At 47.9% G+C, this 20,780-nt stretch carries 17 protein-coding genes and 1 pseudogene; 12 read left to right on the forward strand and 6 right to left on the reverse strand.

Annotation, left to right across the window (positions count from 1 at the left end):
* Positions 1 to 358: 358 nt before the first annotated feature.
* Together RIE73_RS12920 and RIE73_RS12925 are read left to right on the forward strand one after the other, a co-directional pair.
* Positions 359 to 3,937 carry a DNA gyrase subunit B gene (locus RIE73_RS12920; RefSeq protein WP_446401557.1) on the forward strand — a complete coding sequence of 1,193 codons (3,579 nt, stop codon included), beginning with the start codon at positions 359 to 361 and terminating at the stop codon, positions 3,935 to 3,937.
* Between the two features lie 145 nt (positions 3,938 to 4,082).
* Positions 4,083 to 4,928 (forward strand): TlyA family RNA methyltransferase, encoded by an 846-nt coding sequence (locus RIE73_RS12925; RefSeq protein WP_446401558.1) that lies wholly within the window; start codon positions 4,083 to 4,085, stop codon positions 4,926 to 4,928.
* Between the two features lie 152 nt (positions 4,929 to 5,080).
* Here RIE73_RS12925 and RIE73_RS12930 read toward each other — a convergent pair whose 3' ends face one another.
* Complete coding sequence (locus RIE73_RS12930; protein ID WP_446401559.1) at positions 5,081 to 5,311, reverse strand: DUF6464 family protein; 231 nt, start codon at positions 5,309 to 5,311, stop codon at positions 5,081 to 5,083.
* 181 nt (positions 5,312 to 5,492) lie between these two features.
* Entirely contained in the window at positions 5,493 to 5,891 is a 399-nt protein-coding gene (gene speD / locus RIE73_RS12935) for an adenosylmethionine decarboxylase (RefSeq protein WP_446401560.1), read from the reverse strand.
* A 766-nt stretch (positions 5,892 to 6,657) separates the two neighbouring features.
* On the opposite strand from speD, the gene RIE73_RS12940 reads away from it, so the two are divergent.
* Both RIE73_RS12940 and RIE73_RS12945 read left to right on the forward strand, forming a co-directional pair.
* Positions 6,658 to 7,794 carry an AI-2E family transporter gene (locus RIE73_RS12940; RefSeq protein WP_446401561.1) on the forward strand — a complete coding sequence of 379 codons (1,137 nt, stop codon included), beginning with the start codon at positions 6,658 to 6,660 and terminating at the stop codon, positions 7,792 to 7,794.
* Between the two features lie 228 nt (positions 7,795 to 8,022).
* Entirely contained in the window at positions 8,023 to 9,021 is a 999-nt protein-coding gene (locus RIE73_RS12945; RefSeq protein WP_446401562.1) for a 3'(2'),5'-bisphosphate nucleotidase, read from the forward strand.
* On the opposite strand, the gene RIE73_RS12950 is transcribed toward RIE73_RS12945, so the two are convergent.
* Complete coding sequence (locus tag RIE73_RS12950) at positions 9,007 to 10,491, reverse strand: thioredoxin-like domain-containing protein (protein ID WP_446401563.1); 1,485 nt, start codon at positions 10,489 to 10,491, stop codon at positions 9,007 to 9,009. The two genes, RIE73_RS12945 and RIE73_RS12950, sit on opposite strands and share 15 nt — an antisense overlap.
* Before the next feature lie 250 nt (positions 10,492 to 10,741).
* Positions 10,742 to 12,712, reverse strand: coding sequence for a hypothetical protein (locus RIE73_RS12955; RefSeq protein WP_446401564.1), 1,971 nt, complete (start codon positions 12,710 to 12,712; stop codon positions 10,742 to 10,744).
* Between the two features lie 558 nt (positions 12,713 to 13,270).
* Between RIE73_RS12955 and psaA the strand changes: the two genes are divergently transcribed.
* From psaA to RIE73_RS12970, 3 genes are all read left to right on the forward strand, one after another.
* Positions 13,271 to 15,526 (forward strand): photosystem I core protein PsaA, encoded by a 2,256-nt coding sequence (psaA, locus tag RIE73_RS12960; protein ID WP_446401565.1) that lies wholly within the window; start codon positions 13,271 to 13,273, stop codon positions 15,524 to 15,526.
* 155 nt (positions 15,527 to 15,681) lie between these two features.
* Complete coding sequence (psaB, locus tag RIE73_RS12965; protein WP_446401566.1) at positions 15,682 to 17,910, forward strand: photosystem I core protein PsaB; 2,229 nt, start codon at positions 15,682 to 15,684, stop codon at positions 17,908 to 17,910.
* Between the two features lie 324 nt (positions 17,911 to 18,234).
* On the forward strand, positions 18,235 to 18,450 hold the full coding sequence (locus RIE73_RS12970; protein WP_446401572.1) for a hypothetical protein: 216 nt from the start codon (positions 18,235 to 18,237) through the stop codon (positions 18,448 to 18,450).
* Here RIE73_RS12970 and RIE73_RS12975 read toward each other — a convergent pair.
* Positions 18,414 to 18,554 (reverse strand): annotated as a pseudogene (locus tag RIE73_RS12975) (helix-turn-helix domain-containing protein); the annotation flags it as partial. The gene RIE73_RS12970 and the pseudogene RIE73_RS12975 overlap by 37 nt on opposite strands.
* A gap of 120 nt (positions 18,555 to 18,674) precedes the next feature.
* On the opposite strand from RIE73_RS12975, the gene RIE73_RS12980 reads away from it, so the two are divergent.
* Genes RIE73_RS12980 through RIE73_RS12990 form a run of 3 tightly spaced genes read left to right on the forward strand, consistent with a single transcriptional unit; the run spans position 18,675 to position 19,460 of the window.
* Positions 18,675 to 18,881 carry a hypothetical protein gene (locus RIE73_RS12980; RefSeq protein WP_446401567.1) on the forward strand — a complete coding sequence of 69 codons (207 nt, stop codon included), beginning with the start codon at positions 18,675 to 18,677 and terminating at the stop codon, positions 18,879 to 18,881.
* A 25-nt stretch (positions 18,882 to 18,906) separates the two neighbouring features.
* Complete coding sequence (locus RIE73_RS12985) at positions 18,907 to 19,113, forward strand: hypothetical protein (RefSeq protein ID WP_446401568.1); 207 nt, start codon at positions 18,907 to 18,909, stop codon at positions 19,111 to 19,113.
* Positions 19,113 to 19,460: a type II toxin-antitoxin system PemK/MazF family toxin gene (locus RIE73_RS12990; RefSeq protein ID WP_446401569.1), complete on the forward strand. Its 348-nt coding sequence runs from the start codon at positions 19,113 to 19,115 to the stop codon at positions 19,458 to 19,460. Before RIE73_RS12985 ends, RIE73_RS12990 begins: the two co-directional genes overlap by 1 nt.
* A 50-nt stretch (positions 19,461 to 19,510) precedes the next feature.
* On the opposite strand, the gene RIE73_RS12995 is transcribed toward RIE73_RS12990, so the two are convergent.
* Positions 19,511 to 19,723, reverse strand: coding sequence for a helix-turn-helix domain-containing protein (locus RIE73_RS12995; RefSeq protein WP_446342930.1), 213 nt, complete (start codon positions 19,721 to 19,723; stop codon positions 19,511 to 19,513).
* 121 nt (positions 19,724 to 19,844) lie between these two features.
* On the opposite strand from RIE73_RS12995, the gene RIE73_RS13000 reads away from it, so the two are divergent.
* The gene (locus RIE73_RS13000) at positions 19,845 to 20,315 is read left to right on the forward strand and encodes a hypothetical protein (protein ID WP_446401570.1); all 471 of its coding nucleotides are present in this window, start codon (positions 19,845 to 19,847) and stop codon (positions 20,313 to 20,315) included.
* Positions 20,316 to 20,444: 129 nt separating this feature from the next.
* Positions 20,445 to 20,780 (forward strand): Uma2 family endonuclease (locus RIE73_RS13005; RefSeq protein ID WP_446401571.1); only part of this gene is annotated, 336 nt, incomplete at its 3' end.

Here is a 20,780-nt window from a genome sequence, read left to right on the forward strand (position 1 = left end):
AACCGTACAGAATCTTGTTCGGTCAAGCTAACTTCTAAAAGCCGAAACGCCCTATTTTTCGTTCTCACTCTTCCTTGTCTACTGGTCTACCTGTCTTCCTTTTCTTACCTCAACCCCAATAAAAAACCTACCCTTATGAGCATCTCCCCCCTCTCCCCCTACCTATGAAATGGGGTTTGGAGACCAAACCCCTACAACCCCATCTCCCTCATCTCCCCAACCTAGGTTTATCCCTACTATAAATATCTATTCAGACTACTCTGTAGCCGCCTGTAACCCTTTTGTGCTAGAATTTTTGAGTGTTTTGTCATTTTGAAGCATATCAACCGCTAAAAGCGTTTACTGGAGAATCCCTGATATGACAAGTAGTTACAGTGCCGATCAGATTCAAGTCTTGGAAGGTCTCGAAGCGGTACGCAGACGTCCAGGAATGTACATTGGTTCTACCGGTCCACGGGGACTCCATCATCTAGTTTACGAGGTTGTAGACAATTCGATCGATGAGGCACTGGCTGGCTATTGTACTCATATCGAAATTGACTTCAACAGCGATGGTTCCGTTAGCGTGACCGACGATGGACGGGGTATTCCCACGGATACTCATTCTAAGACGGGTAAATCAGCATTGGAAACCGTAATGACAGTGCTGCACGCCGGAGGTAAGTTTGGCGGCGGCGGGTATAAAGTGTCGGGCGGATTGCACGGCGTTGGGGTTTCGGTTGTCAACGCCCTGTCAGAATGGGTGGATGTTACGGTTTGGCGAGACAAACGAGTTCATACCCAGCGCTACGAACGCGGTATTGCTATGGGTGATTTAGTTGTCAAACCCAGTAAAGAAAACCGCACGGGAACCTCGGTGACGTTCAAACCCGACACCCAAATCTTTACCAATGGGATCGAGTTTGACTATAGTACGGTAGCAGGGCGACTGCGAGAACTTGCCTACCTGAATGGCGGCGTCAGGATTACATTTACGGATCACCGCGTTTCTCCCGAACGCAGCGACAGCTACCACTATGAGGGGGGTATCCAGGAATATGTGGCATATATGAACCGGGAAAAGGAAGCCCTGCACCAAGAAATTATTTATGTTCAGGGTGAACGGAATAATGTGCAAGTGGAAGTGGCGCTGCAATGGTGCGTTGATGCGTACAGCGATAACTTGTTGGGATTTGCCAATAATATCCGTACCATTGACGGTGGGACACACTTAGAAGGGTTAAAGACCGTTCTGACTCGAACCTTAAACGCGATCGCACGCAAGCGGAATAAACTGAAAGAGAATGAGTCTAACCTGGGCGGTGAGAATGTTCGGGAAGGATTAACTGGCGTCATTTCCGTCAAAGTCCCTGATCCTGAATTTGAAGGACAAACCAAAACCAAACTGGGGAATACCGAAGTTCGGGGTATCGTGGATTCCCTGGTGGGTGAAGTGTTGACGGAATATTTGGAATTTCGTCCTCAAGTCGCGGATGCTGTTTTAGAGAAAGCCATCCAAGCTTTTAAAGCCGCCGAAGCCGCACGTCGGGCGCGAGAGTTGGTTCGGCGTAAGTCAGTATTAGAGTCATCTCCTCTACCGGGTAAGTTAGCCGATTGTAGTTCCAGAGATCCCGCAGAATCGGAAATCTTCATCGTTGAGGGAGATAGTGCAGGCGGGAGTGCCAAACAAGGACGCGATCGCCAATTTCAAGCGATTCTACCGCTACGGGGTAAAATCCTCAATATCGAGAAAACCGACGATTCCAAAATTTACAAGAACACAGAAATTCAATCCCTGATTACCGCCCTGGGTTTGGGGATCAAAGGGGAGGAATTTGACGCCTCACATCTGCGCTACCACCGGGTTGTGATTATGAGTGTCGCCGGAGATGAACCGACTCTCGTCATGGATGATACCGGACGCACGGAGTTGGTCTCCATTGGCGGGTTCATTGATGATTGCATCGAAGGGCGTCGCACCACCGAACGTTATCGGGTGATTTCCTTTGATCCGGTGACACACGCCACCCGCTTCCGCCCTCTGAAAGCCGTGATTCGTCACAGCCATGAGGAACCGATGTACAAAATCACCACGCGCTACAATCGCTCGGTGAAGGTAACGTCTTCTCATAGTGTCTTTGTCTATGAAGATGGAGAGGTTCGCCTGAAAAAAGGGAATGAAGTGAAACCCGGTGATTGGTTGGTAGCGAGTCGGCGTTTACCGCGTCCAAAAGAAATTCCGACACGAGTGGATTTGCTCAAAACATTGTATCGAGCCGGATTGACTCAATCCCTCTATTTACAAGGGGAAGCGGTGCGAAAAATTGCCAGCCAACGGGTTCTGGCAAAGGTGACGCGACAGGATCAATGGAATGAGCCACGGGTTACGCTAGACTCAGCCGGATGGCAACAGTTAATTGCTCAACGTCAAGAGTTAGGAATCTCCCAGAAGCAGGTGGCGACTACCGTTGGCGTGAAACAGCCGATAACGATTAGTCACTGGGAACGAGGGATTAATCGCCCCACGTTACCGGATTTCCTCAATTATCTGGATGCGATTGGCGGAAATGATCATGTGAGTTACGAGACGTTACCCTCGAAGCTGGATGACTGTTTAGCCCAAGATGATACGAGTAAAAATGCCCGTTGGCGTGAGGTGAGTAACTATAAACCCTTTGACTACTTTACGCCGAGTGAACTGGCGCAGCTTGATGACGAGGTGCAACTTGTACCCCAGGCGCATACAAATAAGGCATTTAACCGCTATTTGCCGATTACGCCAGAATTACTCTGGTTCTTGGGTTGGTATGTGGCGGAAGGAACCCTGAGTCAGCATCAAGTTAGCCTGAATTTAGGTAAAAAGGATGAACCGTTTATTCCGGAACTGATTACGGCGATTGAATCTGTCTTTGGTGAAACACCACGTCGCTATAATGATCCACGATACGATGGAATTAAACTCTATTTCCACAGTGTTGCCGCAGCGCGACTATTACAAGCGTGGGGATTGAATGGATGGGCGCACGAGAAGAAGTTGCCGGATATTGTTTTTAGCTTACCTGAATCCTTACAACTGGCATTTTTGGAGGGTTATTTACTCGGTGATGGCTCAGTCACCAAAAATAGCATTGTATTTGGAACGGTTTCTGCCACATTGAAAGATGGTTTACTCTATTTATTGGGACAACTTGGCTTAATTGCTGGTGTTCACAATAGCCAGCACCGAAATCCTCCTGAATCTCCTGTTCAAACACGACATCTTGCCTACTTTATTCGCATCTGCAGTAAAGAGCAACTGAAACAGTGTCGGCTAATCTGGCAGCGCCATCATCAGGCAAAACGATTGGAAGATTATTTGGCACGTCCAAAGAGTCAGCCGCAACAATATCTATCCATCAGCGATGATTTGATGGGATTGAAAGTGGTGGAGAATCACGAAGTTGAATTGGTGGGTGACTATGTGTATGATTTTTCCGTGGAGGGTGACCAAAACTTTATTTGTGGAACAGGAGGATTGGCAGCGCGGAATACGGACGCTGATGTCGATGGCGCCCATATCCGCACCCTATTGCTGACCTTTTTCTACCGCTATCAACGGGCGCTGGTGGATCAGGGGTATATCCATATTGCCTGTCCGCCATTGTATAAAGTAGAACGTGGACGCAATCATTACTACTGTTATAGCGATCGCGAACTCACCAACTTAATTCAACATGAGTTCCCGGCTAACGCCAATTACAGTATCCAACGGTTCAAAGGCTTGGGCGAAATGATGCCCGATCAACTCTGGGATACCACGATGAACCCAGAAACGCGGACGATGAAGCGTGTCGAGATCGAAGATGCAGCTGAAGCCGATCGCATCTTTACCGTTCTCATGGGCGATCGGGTTGCTCCTCGCCGGGAATTCATTGAAACCTATGGTTCTCGACTGGATTTAACTGATCTGGATATCTAAGTTTCCAGGTAGCAAGGTTTAGATTCCCCTAAATCCCCCTTTAAAAGGGGGACTTTGATTACACCAACTAAGATCCCCGACTTCTTGTATAAAACCAAATTGAGTATGATAATAGGGTCGATTAATTTGTTGATCCATTAGACGCTTGAAACAACGACTGGATAGTTTATTAGTAGACCTTAATTTATGCGAATCCCGACAACAGGCACAGCGGTTGATTCGGGCGGGAGAAGTACGGGTTAATCAGCAACTTGTCGATAAACCGGGAACTGAAATCGAGACAACTGCTGAGATTAAAATTGCTCAGAAATCCCCTTATGTTTCCAGAGGTGGGGAAAAGTTAGCCAAAGCCTTAGACGAGTTTAGCATTGCTGTAGAGGGACGGATTTGCTTAGATGGCGGTATTTCCACGGGAGGCTTTACCGACTGCTTACTGCAAAGGGGGGCAAAACGGGTTTATGGTGTTGATGTGGGGTATGGACAAGTCGCTTGGAGATTGCGAAATGATCAGCGGGTAATTTTGAAAGAACGCACGAATTTACGCTATTTGCAACCGACTGATTTATATGGAGAATCCCTGCAAGTAGACAACCCGGATAAACAGGAGATTTATCCCGATTTAGGGGTTGTCGATGTCTCGTTTATTTCCCTGACAAAAATTCTAGACGCCTTGTGGAACCTGCTGCAAGCGCCGCGTGAGGTGGTGTTGCTGGTGAAACCCCAGTTTGAAGTGGGACGAGAACAGGTTGGCAAAAAAGGCGTGGTACGCGATCCTAAAGATCAGGCTGGCGCGATCGCCCAAATCTTACCAGCCGCTCATGATTTAGGTTGGGTCTATCAAGGCTTAACTTGGTCACCGATTACTGGTCCGGCGGGTAATATTGAATATCTGCTCTGGTTAGGCATGAATAATCCCATTCAGAGTCCTGATTTAAGCGAAATTCAACACATCACGCAATTGGCTACCGCTTATTTTCGCGAGAACCATTGAATCCATTTTATCTGGGGAGCAGGGCGAGTTTTGTCGTTCAGTTAGAGGAAACCATCAAGATTACAGCAAATTGCAGGTTGATGAGGTACAGTCACTAAGCAAGATCCCCGACTTCTTGAAGAAGTCGGGGATCTGTCTGTGAACCTACCCGTTCAACGAGCATTAAATCGACAAGTAATATCACCGATTAAATAACCAACCCCTTCCAGATAATATTGATCCGGCGGTAATGGATGTGGATTTCTGGGTAGTACCCTAGCCGTTGATGCTTGAATCGAATTTCTTAACCGAATTTGCGCCTGTTCCTTAGCCCGATGCATCACCCATATCGAAAGCACTGGGGGGGTCAAACCTAAGACAAACACAATAATTGTCTCGAACATGGTTTTTTCCTCCAGGGTGACTCTACCTTAACCTCTGTAGCCACATTTGCAGTTCCCCACTTTACCTAGTCCAAGAAGGCAGAAATAACTGAACAGTTTATCTCTCCCCCAGCTTCCCAGACGTAGCATGCTACGTCTCTACATGCTTCCCCAGCTACTCAACGGGTGAGTAGGAGGGATGTCAACTCACCATCTGATAGACAGACTCTTCAATTCGCTCCTGAATGTCTGGTATAGTATCAAAACCGCGTGGAATTTCCCTCATCCGCACCTGCTTGGCTTGGAGCGCTGTTTGTAGCAGTTTCATCGCTTCTTTGGGCTTACCACAGCCGCAAAAAAATAAATCTGCGGCAAAATAGCCATGTTCGGGCCACGTATGGATAGCAATATGAGACTCCGCCAATGTCGCTGTCGCCGTAACTCCGTGGGGACTAAACTGGTGTACACATAAATCAATGAGCGTTCCTTCTCCAGCAGAAACCGCATCAATTAAGGCGCGGCGAATTCCCTCAGGATCATTAAGAAGGTCTTCAGGCGCTTCCCATGCGTCAACGACCAGATGAGTTCCCACTTGTTTCATTCTACTCGATGTACTCCACCCAATAAGATTACAAAGACTCTATTTATAGCATAGACTTATTTCAGTCCTCAACTGATGAGAGATTTAACGGTACTCTCTTGTTCCTTAGCAGAGGATGGCGTAAATTGACCAACCCTTCAAATCAGTTGTACCTAGGCATGACAACAGAACTTTGACAGACGCCAGTCTCGCGTCTATACCTGACATCTGATGTTCGCCTAGCTGTACCCGTTGCTACAGCTAATTCTTCGTCTATTGATTAGGGTAACAAATAAATTATCCCCTGGAGCAAATCACCTCGATTTTCGAGATGATTGAACTTGGTTCGATGCGACCGAATTATTCTACTGGGAAACTTCTATCACAATCTAGCGATAAAATCATCCCGCTTCAGGATGACAAGCTGACCTGATAAATACCGCCTAGCTTCTCCATCTTTCTGCCGATAATTAATCTCTCAACCGAGATTCGTTGACAATTGTCATGCAGTCGGGAAGACTCTCATCAGTCGGTGGAAACAATTAAACTTAGAGGTGGAGAGCCGCATTGGTTTATGTAAGGATTTGAGGCTTGTTAACATTTCTTAGTACAGCGAACAGAATTTAGATCCAGGTACTTACAGCACCCTAAACCGGAGGGATGACAGCGAAACCGGAACGATGATCACCAACCTGCTACCCTAAAGTTGGGGTCTTATCTGACTCAATCGCGACGTGATCAGAGTAAACTAAGTAGTCGGACAAAAGAAAACAATCCGGAAACTGCGATGAATTCTTTTATGTTTTCACCCATTCAAAAACTGCTAATTACCTGGTTACTGGTATTAGTAACCGGTTGGATGACGCTGATGGCGCTGAGTTATGTCGGGGAAATCATTAGTATTTTACTCACGGCGTCTCTGATTGCGTTTTTGCTTAACTATGCCGTGCGGCTACTGCGACCCTTTTTACCTCGCACAGTGGCGGCAATTTTGGTTTATTTGGTCGCCGCAGTGTTTGTGGTATTTATTGCCTTAACGCTAGCCCCACCTGTGTTGAATCAAGGACGGCAATTAGTAACGCGGTTTCCCGAATTGCTTGAACAAGGTCAACAGCAATTGGTGGAGTTTCAAGCCTGGAGTGTAGACCATAACTTGCCCTTTGATGTGCGAATTTTAGGCTCTCAACTCTTGGCACGTATCCAAGCCCAAGCCGAAGCGATCGCGTCAACGGGTTTGGGCTTAGTTGTGGGGACATTTAACTGGTTTATCGACTTAATTTTAGTCCTGGTTCTTTCGTTTTACATGCTCATTGATGGGGAACGATTATGGCGCGGGATTACCAGTATTGTCTCCACCAAAATCCGTTATGGTTTAACCCAAGCCCTGCGACGTAATCTACAGCGGTTTGTATCCGGTCAACTGTTGCTGGGGTTATTTATGGCAACTACATTAACTCTGGGCTTTCGGGTATTACAAGTGCCGTTTTTTCTGCTGTTCGCTGTTTTTATCGGCTTCATGGAAATCATTCCCTTTGTTGGCGCTACTCTGGGAATTACTACCGTGGTCATTGTCGTCGCCTTTATTGATTGGTGGCTAGCCTTAGAAGTTTTGGGCGTATCTGTCGCCTTGCAACAGGTGAAAGATAATTTAATTGCGCCACGAATTATGGGCAATTTAACCGGTTTATCGCCCGTGATTATTCTAACCTCGTTGCTATTGGGGGCGAAAATTGGCGGAATTTTAGGCGTGATTCTGGCGATTCCAGTGACGGGGGTAGTAAAAAGTTTAGCGGAAATTGTTCTTGACCCCACGTTACCCCCACAGACGGGAGATTTTTTCTCCAATCCGTTGAACGACAAAAAATCCCCGACTACTCTGGCTGTCGCTTCTAATTCCAATGCTGATTCTGATAGTTCTAAATAAGAAAGTGGGAACAATTAAAGTGAAGGGTTGAGATGAGGAAGGAACAGGCAACAGGCAGCCGTAAGGATTTGAAGCGTGTTAACATTTTTTAGTCAAGGATACAGAATTTATGTCCAGGGACTTAGTTAAGACGCTGAGGGAATAGAAGCATAACGATTAATCCCTTAACCTTAATTGAGTCAACACCCTATATACTAACGGGGTTAAGATCAGACTCAGCATTAAACCATGTCCTACCAGCGAGAAAAACAGGTCGCCATCCAAGCTGTAACGGCTGCGGCTCAATTATGTGAACAAGTGCGTCGAGAAGAGGGTTCCTTAACCCTAACCAAACCCGATCGCTCTCCGGTAACTGTAGCAGATTTTGGCACACAAGCCGTTATTTGTCGGGTATTAGCGGAGGCGTTTCCCGGTGATCCGATTGTGGGTGAGGAAAACTCTAGCTTGTTGCGACAACCGGCGATGACGCAACAGTTGACAGGGGTGACTCATTATGTTAGGTCTCAGATTGGCGAGGCGACACCGGAAACCGTGATCACCTGGATTGATCGGGGTACAGGTCAAGTGGCAAATCGCTATTGGACGCTTGATCCGATTGATGGGACAAAAGGCTATGTCCGGGGTGACAATTATGCGATCGCCTTAGCGCTAATTGAAGACGGTGAGGTGAAACTGGGCGTATTAGGATCTCCAGCGATTCCGATTCATCCCAACCAACCGGATAGCGATCGCGGCGTTCTATTTGTCGGCGTCAAAGGAGAAGGGACAAGTCTGATTCCCCTGGCTGGAGGTCAACCTCAGATGATCCGCGTCAATGAATGCGATCGGATCGAGTCTCTCCGATTAGTCAAAAGCATAGAATCGTCTCATGGAAACCCCGAATTGGAAGCTGCGATCGCTCAATCCCTGGGTTTTATCACCCCGTCCCTACAGATTGATTCCATGGTGAAATACGGTATCATTGCCCGAGGCGAAGCCGATCTCTACATCCGCTTACCCTTTCCCCTAGCGTCCTCAAAACGGCAAAATATATGGGATCATGCGGCGGGTGTAGTGGTGTTAGAAGAAGCCGGGGGACGAGTCAGCGATATGTATGGTAAACCCTTAGACTTTGCCTGTGGAACGAAGCTGTCCAATAATCAGGGAATTATTGCCAGTAATGGGGCGATTCATGATGCGGTGTTAGCGACTGTAGCACAGGAGATTCAAGCTTCATCTCACATTTAAAGTAGTCACCTCCAACGTACCCAAATCAACGCAACGGATGGCATGATTATTCGTATCAGCAATATAAAGACGAGCCGCGATCGCACTGACTCCAGAAGGTTCGGCAAACTCGGCTTCATGACTCTGACCATCGCGGTGTCCCGCTTTTCCGTTACCTAACAAGGTCTGACAACTTCCTGTAGTCGGATCGACGCGCTTAATTTTGTGATTATAAGTATCCGCCACCCAGAGGTAATTTTGGGTATATTCCACCCCTAAACAGTGCTGGAGTCGCACCTGGGACTTTTGACCATCGCGATCGCCAAATTCAAACAGTTCACCACTGCCACAAATTGTCCGCACGGGTAAATTATTAATCAGACCCACTCCCCGAATCGAACTGGCTTCACTATCAGCCACGTAGAGTTCTCGACCATCGCTGGTAATCCCACTGGGTTGAGCAAAGGCGGCTTCCTGGCGTGATCCATCTAAGCAGGCTTCTGCACCTGTCCCCGTGTATGTGCCAATTTCACCGGTTTCAAGCTGCATTTCCCAAATTTGATGAGAACCCGCCATGGCAATCAATAGGCGATTATCAATTATTTCAATATCCCACGGCGAATTCAATGCTGTCTGTAACCCTAAACCACTATGGGGTTGAATCTGGCGACTTTGCTCCCCCGTACCCGCAATGGTTGCAACTTGCTCAGTTTTGAGATGAATGCAGCGCAAGCAATGATTTTCCGTATCCGCCACGTAAAGACGTTGATTGTCGGGATCTAGTGTGATACCTTGAGGTGCAAAAAATTGGGCTTCGGCAAACGTGCCATCCGTCAATCCTGGTTCACCTGTACCAATAATCGTTAATATCTCACCTGCCAACGTACTCACCACAATCCGATGATGACCCGAGTCAGCAATAAATAGGCGATCGCTAAATTCATCAGCCAAAACTTTACCAGGAAATGCCAAGGGATTAGTCAAGGGCTGTCGCTGTTTTTCTAAGGTGAAACGAAGTGGCTCCATTGTCATTGTGCCTTTTTGCTGGTGTTTCTGGATCAGTTCCCCAATCAGTTGATCGAGAACCGCTCGATTCCCTTCTCCCGCCACGTCTCTAATCACATATCCTTCCGGGCCAATCACGACTAACGTGGGCCACGCCCGAACTGCATACTGCTGCCAGAGATTACCATTAAAATCTACAACCACCGGATGCTCAACATTGTAGCGAAGAATTGCCTGACGAATATTTTCCGCCTCTTTTTCGTTATCAAATTTAGCCGAATGAATGCCAATAATAGTCAGACTATCTTTATATTTTTGTTCTAAATAGTTTAAATCTGGCAGAACATGCAGACAGTTAATACAGCAGTACGTCCAAAAGTCGAGAATCACCACCCGCCCTTTTAAACTCGTCAGGGAAAGTGGGTGATCCGTATTCAACCAGATGCCGTCTTGGGGAAGTTCTGGCGCTCGAACCCGTGATGTCATGGAATCATCTCTCGTTGATGGTTGATGGTTGATTATTGATTGCTCATATCAGCATTTTTGGAGCAGCAAAACCATTTATATACCGTAGGGTGGGCATTGCCCACCAGAATACGAGGAGCGTGCCATTCAGCTTAGGGTTGTTGAATGCTCCGATCCTAATTCCAGTTTAACGATAAGAGTGTACGAGGAATCAACGATAGAGTCAGGTTTTTCTCTGCTGATTACCCTTGCTCATCAATACCATAAGCAATTATTTTTCTATCAGTTCGGGTAAAGTGGGTGGCAAGTCAGCGTCAGGAACGACAGGTTTAATTGTGGGTGTTGGCGAGGGAATTGGCGTGTCTTCTTCCGATTCAGGGGATTCCGGCGGTAATGGTTGATCGGGAGTTACTGATTTATCTGTCTCCTCTTCTGGGGTGGTTTGGGTTGTCTCTGGGTTCAATTCTGTGTCCTCTGGAATCACTTCAGATGGCTGTGGGGGAGTTTCTGGGGTTGGAGTTACAGGTTCTATATCCGCTTGCGGTTCCTCTGGAGATGTTTGAGTTTTATCGAGGGGTGTAGATGCTTCGGGTTTGGGTTGAGATTCGCTTTCTTCTGTCACGATATCCGAGGTTTGCTCAGAAGTTTCTTGGGGTACAGTTACAGGTTCTGTATCCGCTTGGGGTTCCTCTGGGGAGGTTTGGGTTTTCTCCACGGGTGTAGATGCTTCGGGTTTGGGTTGAGATTCGGTTTTCTCTGTCACGATATCCGAGGCTTGCTCAGAAGTTTCTTGGGGTACAGTTACAGGTTCTGTATCCGCTTGGGGTTCTGGCGGCGACTCGGTTTCCTCTGGCAAAACCTCAGGTTCAGGTGACGGTGTTTCTAGTTCTTCTGGTTGTTCAGGGGATGGGGTAGGAGAAACTTTGGGTTTTTGGAATCGTTCCCTGATGGTTTGATAGAAGCGATTGAAAAAGCCACGGGATGGGGATTTTTCTGTGGGTTCGGCTTCCGGAGTTTCCAAGTCTTTGGCTGAGGGGACGGTGTCATCGGGGGTAGTGGGTTCTACGACTGTGGGAGATTTTTCCCCAGTCTCGGTTTCCGGTATTGGTGTTTCTTCAATAGGTGTCTCGGGTTCAGGGGCGGGAACGTCTTCGGGTATCTCTGATTCAGCCGTTGGGATTTCTTCGACAGGTGTTTCGGGTTCTGGGGTGGGAACGTCTTCGGATATCTCTGATTCAGCCGTTGGGATTTCTTCGCTAGGAGTAGGAGACACTGAGGGTATCGGTGTTGGCTCTACGGTAGGCAATGGCGTCGGTTCAGGTGTAGGTGTGGGGGTGACTTCGGGAGCAGGTGTTGGTGCAGCTTGAACTTGATAGTTGGGATCGATAATGCTACGGGCAACTTCAACAGAGAGTTCGTTCCGCATTAACTGAGACAGGGTGTCATCGCCTCCTGGCTGATAACGAACGAGCCGCGCTGTGTTATTGTAGGCGTTTTTAACCGGATTTCCTTGCTCATCCAGAAACTCTAGCTGCACCCAGTTTTTACCGGGTTTAAAGCCGTTGAGATAAACAGAGTGCCAGCGATCTAGGGTAAAACGTTCACCATTGATGGTGACGCGAATTTGCCAATCGATAATCTCGTCTTCTGGGTTTTCCTGGGCGACGAGGTGCAGGGGTGCATTCGTCAGGTAGAAGTCGAGCAGGATAGGTTCAGCACCATAGCTACCTAGGGGATGGTTATAGGTTAATAGCGGCAGGTTGGCTACCGGATTATTATCGTCCGTTTGGGTAAATACGTGAAATGTGGTTTGAGCGTAGGCTCCTTCATTTTTAAAGCTTTCGTGCCAAGGACGAGCGGCGAAAACTCGTAGGGTGTGGGTTCCGGGGGATAAGTCTTCCAGGATTAGGGGTTGATCGAGGGTGTAAACCGGAATATGAGACTGATTGTCAAGAATTACGTTTAGATGAGGACCCATGTCTAATTCCGAGTGTTTGAACAGGGGTAAGTCCTGCACCTGGAATTGTACGGAGACGGTGGTGTCTTGGAGAATCTGATCCGGAGTGGGACTGAGGATGGTGACTTGAGGCTGATAGGTTTCTAAGCGGCGGTTCAGTTGCTGAATTACTGGGGGCGGGGCGACTTCTGAGAGTCGTGCCACGGGTTCTGTTGGCGGTGGGGCTTCCTCTTCGAGTGGCTGTACTGTCTGTGTGCGATCGCCACAGGCTACCAGTCCCGCCATAAGCACGACCACCAGCGCAACTGCACAAATCGTCTTTACTGTTTTCCACCAAAGATTCCTAGCCAACACACTATCTCCTCAACGAATTCTGCTCATTAGGAACTATAGCGAACAATGGCTCCTCCTCTACTGATGGATGGGGAAGATGGGGGAAATTATGTAGGGGCGGGTTTCACTACTATCTTTTCGGTTGCACCCAGATGTAACTAAACCCGCCCCGACTTGACGAATGACCAATGACCAATGACCAATCTGAGATTAAATCTACCTATTGTTGAGTTTTGTAAATTTTTTCACCACACTCTTGACTTTTTGAGGAGTTTGCTCACAGCACAACCCAAAGTAGACCTTGATTTGCTGAAATTTGAATTTTTGTTAAGTGCAGCCCAAGCCTGCCTCTAGCAGACCTATCATCAACAAAAGAGTATCCCCTGAATTTCAACGGGGATATCGTTTTTCCAGGAAAGTTACGCCAAAAGCGGTACTTTCCGCTAAATTGATAAAAAGCAAACTTCCTTTTGGATATTTCTCGTTCCTTGTATAGAGAGGAGACTCCTGATGACAATCAGCCCTCCTGAGCGGGACACGAAGGCGAAGGTAGTAGTCGATAAAGATCCAGTTCCTACTTCATTTGAGAAGTGGTCTAAGCCGGGTCATTTCGACCGTACCCTAGCCAAGGGACCAAAAACCACGACGTGGATTTGGAACCTTCACGCGAACGCTCATGATTTCGATAGTCATACCAGTGACCTAGAAGATGTATCGCGCAAAATCTTTAGCGCTCACTTCGGTCACCTAGCGGTTATTTTTGTCTGGTTGAGCGGCATGTATTTCCATGGCGCTCGGTTTTCCAACTACGAAGCTTGGCTTACTGATCCAATCAACATCAAGCCAAGCGCTCAAGTAGTCTGGCCCATCGTGGGTCAAGACATTTTGAATGCGGATGTCGGTGGCGGGTTCCACGGCATTCAAATCACGTCAGGATTCTTCCAAATCTGGCGTGCATCTGGAATCACTAACGAATTTCAACTCTACTGCACCGCCATTGGTGGTCTAGTCATGGCAGCCCTGATGCTGTTTGCTGGCTGGTTCCACTACCACAAGCGGGCGCCCAAGTTGGAATGGTTCCAGAATGTAGAGTCCACAATGAATCACCACTTAGCTGGATTGTTAGGGTGTGGTTCATTAGGTTGGGCGGGTCACCAGATTCACGTCTCTCTGCCGATCAACAAGCTACTGGATGCTGGGGTAGCTCCTGAGGATATTCCTCTCCCCCATGAGTTCATCCTGAATAAGAGCTTGATGGCAGAGTTGTATCCCAGTTTCGAGCAAGGGTTGAAGCCGTTCTTCACCCTGAACTGGGGGGCGTATGCTGACTTCCTCACCTTTAAAGGTGGCTTAAACCCAACCACAGGTGGATTGTGGCTCTCCGATACCGCGCATCACCACTTAGCGATCGCGGTTCTGTTTATCATCGCAGGTCACTTCTACCGGACGAATTGGGGAATTGGTCATAGCTTTAAGGAAGTTCTGGAAGCTCATAAGGGTCCCTTCACTGGTCAAGGCCACAAAGGGATGTATGAGATCTTCACCACCTCCTGGCATGCTCAACTGTCCTGGAACTTAGCGCTGCTCGGTTCGCTGACCATTATCGTGGCGCATCACATGTACGCGATGCCTCCGTATCCGTACTTAGCCACCGATTATGGTACGCAATTGTCCATCTTTACCCACCACATGTGGATTGGTGCCTTCTGTATCGTTGGGGGTGCTGCTCATGCGGCAATCTTCATGGTGCGGGACTATGATCCCAATATTCATGTGGATAACCTATTGGATCGGGTCATCCGTCACCGGGATGCGATTATTTCTCACCTGAACTGGGTTTGTATCTTCCTCGGCTTCCATAGCTTCGGTCTGTACGTTCACAACGACACGATGCGAGCGTTTGGTCGTCCTCAAGATATGTTCTCGGATACGGGGATTCAACTCCAACCGATCTTTGCCCAGTGGGTGCAGCATTTGCATACCCTAGCTCCTGGCGGAACCGCTCCCAATGCCCTAGAACCTGTCAGCTACGCCTTTGGCGGTGGCATGGTTGCTGTGGGTGGCAAAGTGGCAATGATGCCGATCACCTTGGGAACGGCGGATTTCTTAATCCACCATATTCACGCCTTCCAGATTCACGTCACCGCACTGATTCTGCTCAAAGGTGTGCTATATGCCCGGAACTCTCGTTTGATTCCTGACAAATCATCCCTGGGTTTCCGCTTCCCCTGCGATGGTCCAGGTCGGGGTGGTACTTGCCAAGTCTCAGCTTGGGATCACGTCTTCCTCGGTCTGTTCTGGATGTATAACTGCATCTCGATTGTAATTTTCCACTTTAGCTGGAAGATGCAGTCCGATGTTTGGGGAACGGTGGCGTCCGATGGTACCGTGTCTCATATCACGGGCGGTAACTTTGCCGCTGGCGCAATTACAATTAACGGTTGGTTGCGTGACTTCCTCTGGGCGCAAGCCTCTCAGGTGATCAACTCCTACGGCACAGCGTTGTCAGCTTATGGCATCCTGTTCTTAGGCGCTCACTTTGTCTGGGCATTCAGCTTGATGTTCCTGTTCAGTGGTCGTGGCTACTGGCAAGAGCTGATCGAATCCATTGTCTGGGCGCATAATAAACTAAAAGTGGCGCCAGCGATTCAGCCTCGCGCTCTGAGCATTGTTCAGGGTCGGGCTGTGGGGGTAGCCCACTACCTCCTAGGAGGAATTGTCACCACTTGGGCATTCTTCCTGGCACGAATCCTAGCAGTCGGATGACGGCTGTTTGAATCGAAACCACTATAAAGCAAGACGCTGTGTCTTGCCTGTCTCGACCCTATCCCAACCTGGAACTTCGGTTCCAGGGGGTCACAGAAGACAGAAAACGAGCAGCACAAGCATAAGTCTCTGTAGGATTTCCTAACGAAAGACAGATGGCAACAAAATTTCCGAAATTTAGCCAGGATCTCGCTCAAGATCCGACGACACGTCGAATCTGGTACGGAATTGCCACCGCCCATGACTTTGAGAGCCATGATGGCATGACGGAGGAAAATCTTTATCAGAAGATTTTCGCCTCTCACTTTGGTCATCTAGCAATCATCTTCCTGTGGACTTCTGGCAGTCTGTTCCACGTCGCCTGGCAAGGCAACTTTGAACAGTGGATCAAAGATCCGCTCAACGTCCGTCCGATCGCCCACGCGATTTGGGACCCTCAATTCGGTCAACCGGCTGTTGATGCCTTTACGCAAGCCGGTGCGTCTAACCCTGTTGATATTGCTTATTCTGGGGTGTATCACTGGTGGTACACCGTCGGGATGCGGACAAATGGGGATCTGTATCAAGGGGCATTATTCCTCTTGGTATTAGCCGCCGTCTTCCTGTTTGCAGGTTGGCTGCACTTACAACCCAAGTTCCGTCCTAGCTTGGCTTGGTTTAAAAATGCTGAGTCTCGCCTAAACCACCACTTAGCGGGTCTGTTTGGGGTGAGTTCCTTAGCTTGGACCGGTCACCTAGTTCACGTTGCGATTCCCGAAGCGCGGGGACAGCATGTGGGTTGGGATAACTTCCTGTCCGTCAAGCCACACCCAGCGGGTTTAGCTCCGTTTTTCACAGGAAACTGGGGGGTTTATGCCCAGAATCCAGATACAGCCAACCATATCTTTGGTACGTCCGAAGGTGCTGGCTCGGCGATTCTTACCTTCTTAGGTGGGTTCCATCCTCAGACTGAATCCCTGTGGCTGACCGATATTGCTCATCACCACCTGGCGATCGCTGTTCTGTTTATCATTGCGGGTCACATGTACCGGACGAACTTCGGTATTGGACACAGCATGAAAGACATCATGGCAGCGCACAATCCCCCACCGGGAACCCCGTTTGGTGGTTTGTTGGGTGAAGGTCACAAAGGAATCTACGACACCTATAACAACTCGCTGCACTTCCAGTTAGGTTGGCACTTGGCTTGCTTAGGTGTAGTTACCTCGCTGGTGGCGCAACACATGTATTCCTTGCCGCCTTACGCATTTATGGCGCGGGATTATACCACGCAGGCAGCGTTGTATACTCACCACCAATACATTGCAGGCTTCTTAATGGTCGGTGCATTCGCCCACGGAGCAATATTCCTGGTGCGGGACTACGACCCGGAAGCGAATAAGAACAATGTGTTGGCACGGGTATTGGATCACAAGGAAGCAATCATCTCTCACTTGAGCTGGGTTTCCTTGTTCCTCGGATTCCACACCTTGGGTCTTTATGTTCACAACGATGTCGTTGTGGCATTTGGAACTCCTGAAAAGCAAATTCTAATTGAGCCCGTTTTCGCTCAATGGATTCAAGCGGCTCACGGTAAGCTGCTCTACGGATTCGATACGCTGCTATCTAATCCAGATAGCATTGCCACCACGGCTTGGCCCAACTACGGGAACGTTTGGTTACCCGGTTGGTTAGATGCGATTAACGATGGCGGTAACTCCTTGTTCCTGACCATTGGTCCGGGTGACTTCTTAGTTCACCACGCGATCGCACTCGGTCTGCATACCACCACTTTGATTCTGGTCAAAGGCGCGTTGGATGCCCGTGGTTCTAAGCTGATGCCCGATAAGAAAGACTTCGGTTACAGCTTCCCCTGCGACGGTCCCGGTCGTGGCGGCACTTGCGATATCTCCGCTTGGGACGCTTTCTATTTAGCGATGTTCTGGATGCTGAATACCATTGGTTGGGTAACCTTCTACTGGCACTGGAAGCATCTGGGCATCTGGCAAGGCAACGTAGCTACATTTAATCAGAATTCAACCTATCTGATGGGTTGGCTGCGTGATTATCTCTGGCTGAACTCCTCTCAGCTAATCAACGGGTACAACCCGTTTGGAACCAATAACCTGTCCGTTTGGGCTTGGATGTTCCTCTTAGGACACCTGGTTTGGGCGACTGGCTTCATGTTCCTGATTAGCTGGCGTGGTTACTGGCAAGAACTGATTGAAACGTTGGTTTGGGCGCATGAGCGCACGCCTCTGGCGAACCTGGTTCGTTGGAAGGACAAGCCTGTTGCTCTGTCCATCGTTCAAGCTCGTGTGGTTGGTTTAGCTCACTTTACGGTGGGGTATGTCTTAACTTACGCGGCGTTTGTGATTGCCTCGACTGCGGGTAAGTTCGGTTAGCGAACTGAAGCCTTGTAGGTAATTAAATAATCCCCTGCCTTCGGGTGGGGGATTTTTGTAGCATTAGGTAAATAGGACTTACGCAAAGTCTCTATGTGTAGTGGCGTGGCACACCTTATTTGATGAATTAGAATGGGAGCCCGGAAACTGTAGGGGCGCAAAGACTTGCGCCCGATTCAATGGTCAAATCTATTCCACAATTTTAGCTGTGTCAGTCCAGTAGGGTGTGTTAGCGTTCGCGAAGCGTTCCCGACGGGTAGCGTAACGCACCTTTGCCACTGTGGTAGTAGCTGCGTAAGTCCTGGTAAATTTTCTGGATAAGGCATGAATCCACTTCTGAAAGCTTTAAGGATTGAAGTTAGAGAATTTTGTGTAGATAATTTTGTTTTAAAACAGATAGATGAAATCTTTGTGCAAGGAGATTTTCCAAGACAAGATTATTCTTCTAGTTATCCACGTCGCTCCCTTGTCGAAGATTACTACAGTTTTATGGACTGGGAACAAAAGGATACAATTGACAACTCGGAACGGCGAGCATAGCTTTTGACCGTGTTGTACATCACGCCAGAACGGTCAGCAACCTCCTTGAGCGTCCAGCCTTTCTCAGCCGCCAGTTCTCGAATTTTCAGCCTGACTAAACCCATACTTGACTATCAGTGCAATTGCACCTTGTTAGGATTCCGATATATAAAGCGATCGCTCCCCTAGTCTGAAAAACCTAAGAGCGGTCGCGCCAATATCCTATTAAATGGGAATTCATTACTATGTTATCAACACATACCACAAAAACGCCCACCTTTGAAGCCTCAAAACTCAATTACAAGTCATCCACCCGTCATCCTCTAGCACGATTAAGGGTTGTTATCAACAGCCGCATTACAACACCTGCGCCAAGCCTACCAGAAGCAAGCCTACCAGAAGCAAACAATATTGGTGGCGTCACTTTTGACAAAACACTGAATCTGGCTTAACTCTTGTAAAACAAAACTATTGAATATGAACACTCAACTCGTTGACTCTCTAATCCAAGTTATCCTATCTCTCTCGAAAGAAGAGCGTCATTTACTTGAGGAAAAGCTGTTTTTTGAATCATCAAGTCCTTCAACAGGTGACTTAATGCAAATGGCTCAAAAGGGTGGCTCGTTTAACTTCCTGTACGATGAACCCGATTTGTATACTCTTGAAGATGGGGAAGCAATCTAATGTCTGTCAAAAAAGGAGATATTGTTTTAGTTCCCTTCCCTTTCACAGATTTGAGTACAACAAAGCTGCGTCCGGCTGTAGTGTTATGGGTAGATTCTACAGGTGATGACATAACCCTCTGTTTTATTTCATCTCAAAATCTAACTCGTCTCAGTCCAAATGAATTTGTTCTAGATGCTTCAGATCCAGAATTTTCCAATACTGGACTAAAGGTTACCTCTAAAGTTAGGGTAACAAGAATCGCTACTCTTGAACGTCGGTTGATTACACGACGTATCGGTAAGTTAGGAGTCAATCAAATTCAGCAATTGAACTCAGCTATGCTTCAAGCCTTTCAACTTTTGTAATTGAGTTTCAGTGTGAATGGTACTGCAATTTTGGTTTAAGTTTATAACCTCTACTCCTCCAAAATCTCAACCACATCCTCAATCATCACATCAAAGGTTCGAGCCAACTTATAAATCGCGGTAAAGTCTACCATTGACAACTCGGAACGGCGAGCATAGCTTTTGACCGTGTTGTACATCACGCCAGAACGATCAGCAACCTCCTTGAGCGTCCAGCCTTTCTCAGCCGCCAGTTCGCGAATTTTCAGCCTGACTAAACCCATACTTGACTATCGGTGCAATTGCACCTTATGATAATTCTGATATATAAAGCGATCGCTCTTCCAAGTCTGACAAACCCAAGAGCGATCGCGCCAATGTCCCATGAAATGGGATGTAATTTCTATGTTATCAACAGATACCACAAAAACGCCCACCTTTGAAGCCTCAAAACTCAATTACAAATCCTCCACCCGTCACCCCCTGGCACGATTCGTCACTGTCGAGACAGTCGCCTTGCTGTTTAACCGCTCCCCCGACGAGATTTATCGCATCGAATGCTGGCAACATATCGTTTACATTCACGGTAAAGGGTTGAGCCGATTCGTCAGCTATGCCGATTTTCCGCCCATCCTGGAAGCCGAACCCCCCACCCCTCAAGATATGGTGCGTTGGCGCAAGCGCTGGAAGTCTCGAATTGCCCCAGAGTTTTGGACAATATTCTATAGATATCAGTTCAACCGAGCCACGAGTGAATCACAATTGCTAGCGTGGGGACAATTCGTTGCTCTGGTGAAAGGATTGTTATCAACAGCCGCCTTACAACACCTGCGCCAAGCCTACCAGCTAGAACTATACTGGTGGCGTCATTTTTGACGCAGCGCTAACTCTAGCTCAATTCGAGGAAAACCAGACCCTTGAAGATGAACATTACAATGGTATCAAGGCTTACGGCAAAAATACCTATCCTTGAGGCATCAACAATCAATTATCAAAGGTAATGGGATGAGTAACTTAATCACAATTGGAACCCAACCCAAAACGTTAACCTTCGAGCAATTCCTGGAATGGTATCCAGAGGACGGACGATACGAACTTATTGATGGGAAAATTTTTGAGATGCAGCCAACAGGTCAGCATGAAGATGTTACTGAATTTCTAGTTGAGAACCTCACCACTCTGAGTCGGAAACTACAACGACGTTATCGTTTTCCTCGACGCGCTTTAGTCAAAGCACCCAGTTGGGAAACGGGCTATCTTCCAGATGTTATCGTGGTTAACCGCGATGCCCTCAAGACTGAACCGTTGTGGGAAAAAGCGGCAACGATTCAAAACGGGAAA

Source organism: Coleofasciculus sp. C1-SOL-03, assembly GCF_040220555.1.
GTDB lineage: Bacteria > Cyanobacteriota > Cyanobacteriia > Cyanobacteriales > Coleofasciculaceae > Coleofasciculus.

Excerpts from the sequence above, each read along its gene's own strand:
- RIE73_RS12990 (WP_446401569.1), top strand. The coding sequence starts at position 19,113 with ATGTCTGTCAAAAAAGGAGATATTGTTTTAGTTCCCTTCCCTTTCACA.
- RIE73_RS12980 (WP_446401567.1), top strand. The coding sequence starts at position 18,675 with ATGTTATCAACACATACCACAAAAACGCCCACCTTTGAAGCCTCAAAA.
- RIE73_RS12950 (WP_446401563.1), bottom strand. The coding sequence starts at position 10,491 with ATGACATCACGGGTTCGAGCGCCAGAACTTCCCCAAGACGGCATCTGG.
- psaB (WP_446401566.1), top strand. The coding sequence starts at position 15,682 with ATGGCAACAAAATTTCCGAAATTTAGCCAGGATCTCGCTCAAGATCCG.
- RIE73_RS12985 (WP_446401568.1), top strand. The coding sequence starts at position 18,907 with ATGAACACTCAACTCGTTGACTCTCTAATCCAAGTTATCCTATCTCTC.
- RIE73_RS12940 (WP_446401561.1), top strand. The coding sequence starts at position 6,658 with ATGAATTCTTTTATGTTTTCACCCATTCAAAAACTGCTAATTACCTGG.
- RIE73_RS12955 (WP_446401564.1), bottom strand. The coding sequence starts at position 12,712 with ATGGCGGGACTGGTAGCCTGTGGCGATCGCACACAGACAGTACAGCCA.
- psaA (WP_446401565.1), top strand. The coding sequence starts at position 13,271 with ATGACAATCAGCCCTCCTGAGCGGGACACGAAGGCGAAGGTAGTAGTC.
- RIE73_RS12970 (WP_446401572.1), top strand. The coding sequence starts at position 18,235 with ATGAATCCACTTCTGAAAGCTTTAAGGATTGAAGTTAGAGAATTTTGT.
- RIE73_RS12920 (WP_446401557.1), top strand. The coding sequence starts at position 359 with ATGACAAGTAGTTACAGTGCCGATCAGATTCAAGTCTTGGAAGGTCTC.
- RIE73_RS12930 (WP_446401559.1), bottom strand. The coding sequence starts at position 5,311 with ATGTTCGAGACAATTATTGTGTTTGTCTTAGGTTTGACCCCCCCAGTG.
- RIE73_RS12945 (WP_446401562.1), top strand. The coding sequence starts at position 8,023 with ATGTCCTACCAGCGAGAAAAACAGGTCGCCATCCAAGCTGTAACGGCT.
- RIE73_RS13000 (WP_446401570.1), top strand. The coding sequence starts at position 19,845 with ATGTTATCAACAGATACCACAAAAACGCCCACCTTTGAAGCCTCAAAA.
- speD (WP_446401560.1), bottom strand. The coding sequence starts at position 5,891 with ATGAAACAAGTGGGAACTCATCTGGTCGTTGACGCATGGGAAGCGCCT.
- RIE73_RS12995 (WP_446342930.1), bottom strand. The coding sequence starts at position 19,723 with ATGGGTTTAGTCAGGCTGAAAATTCGCGAACTGGCGGCTGAGAAAGGC.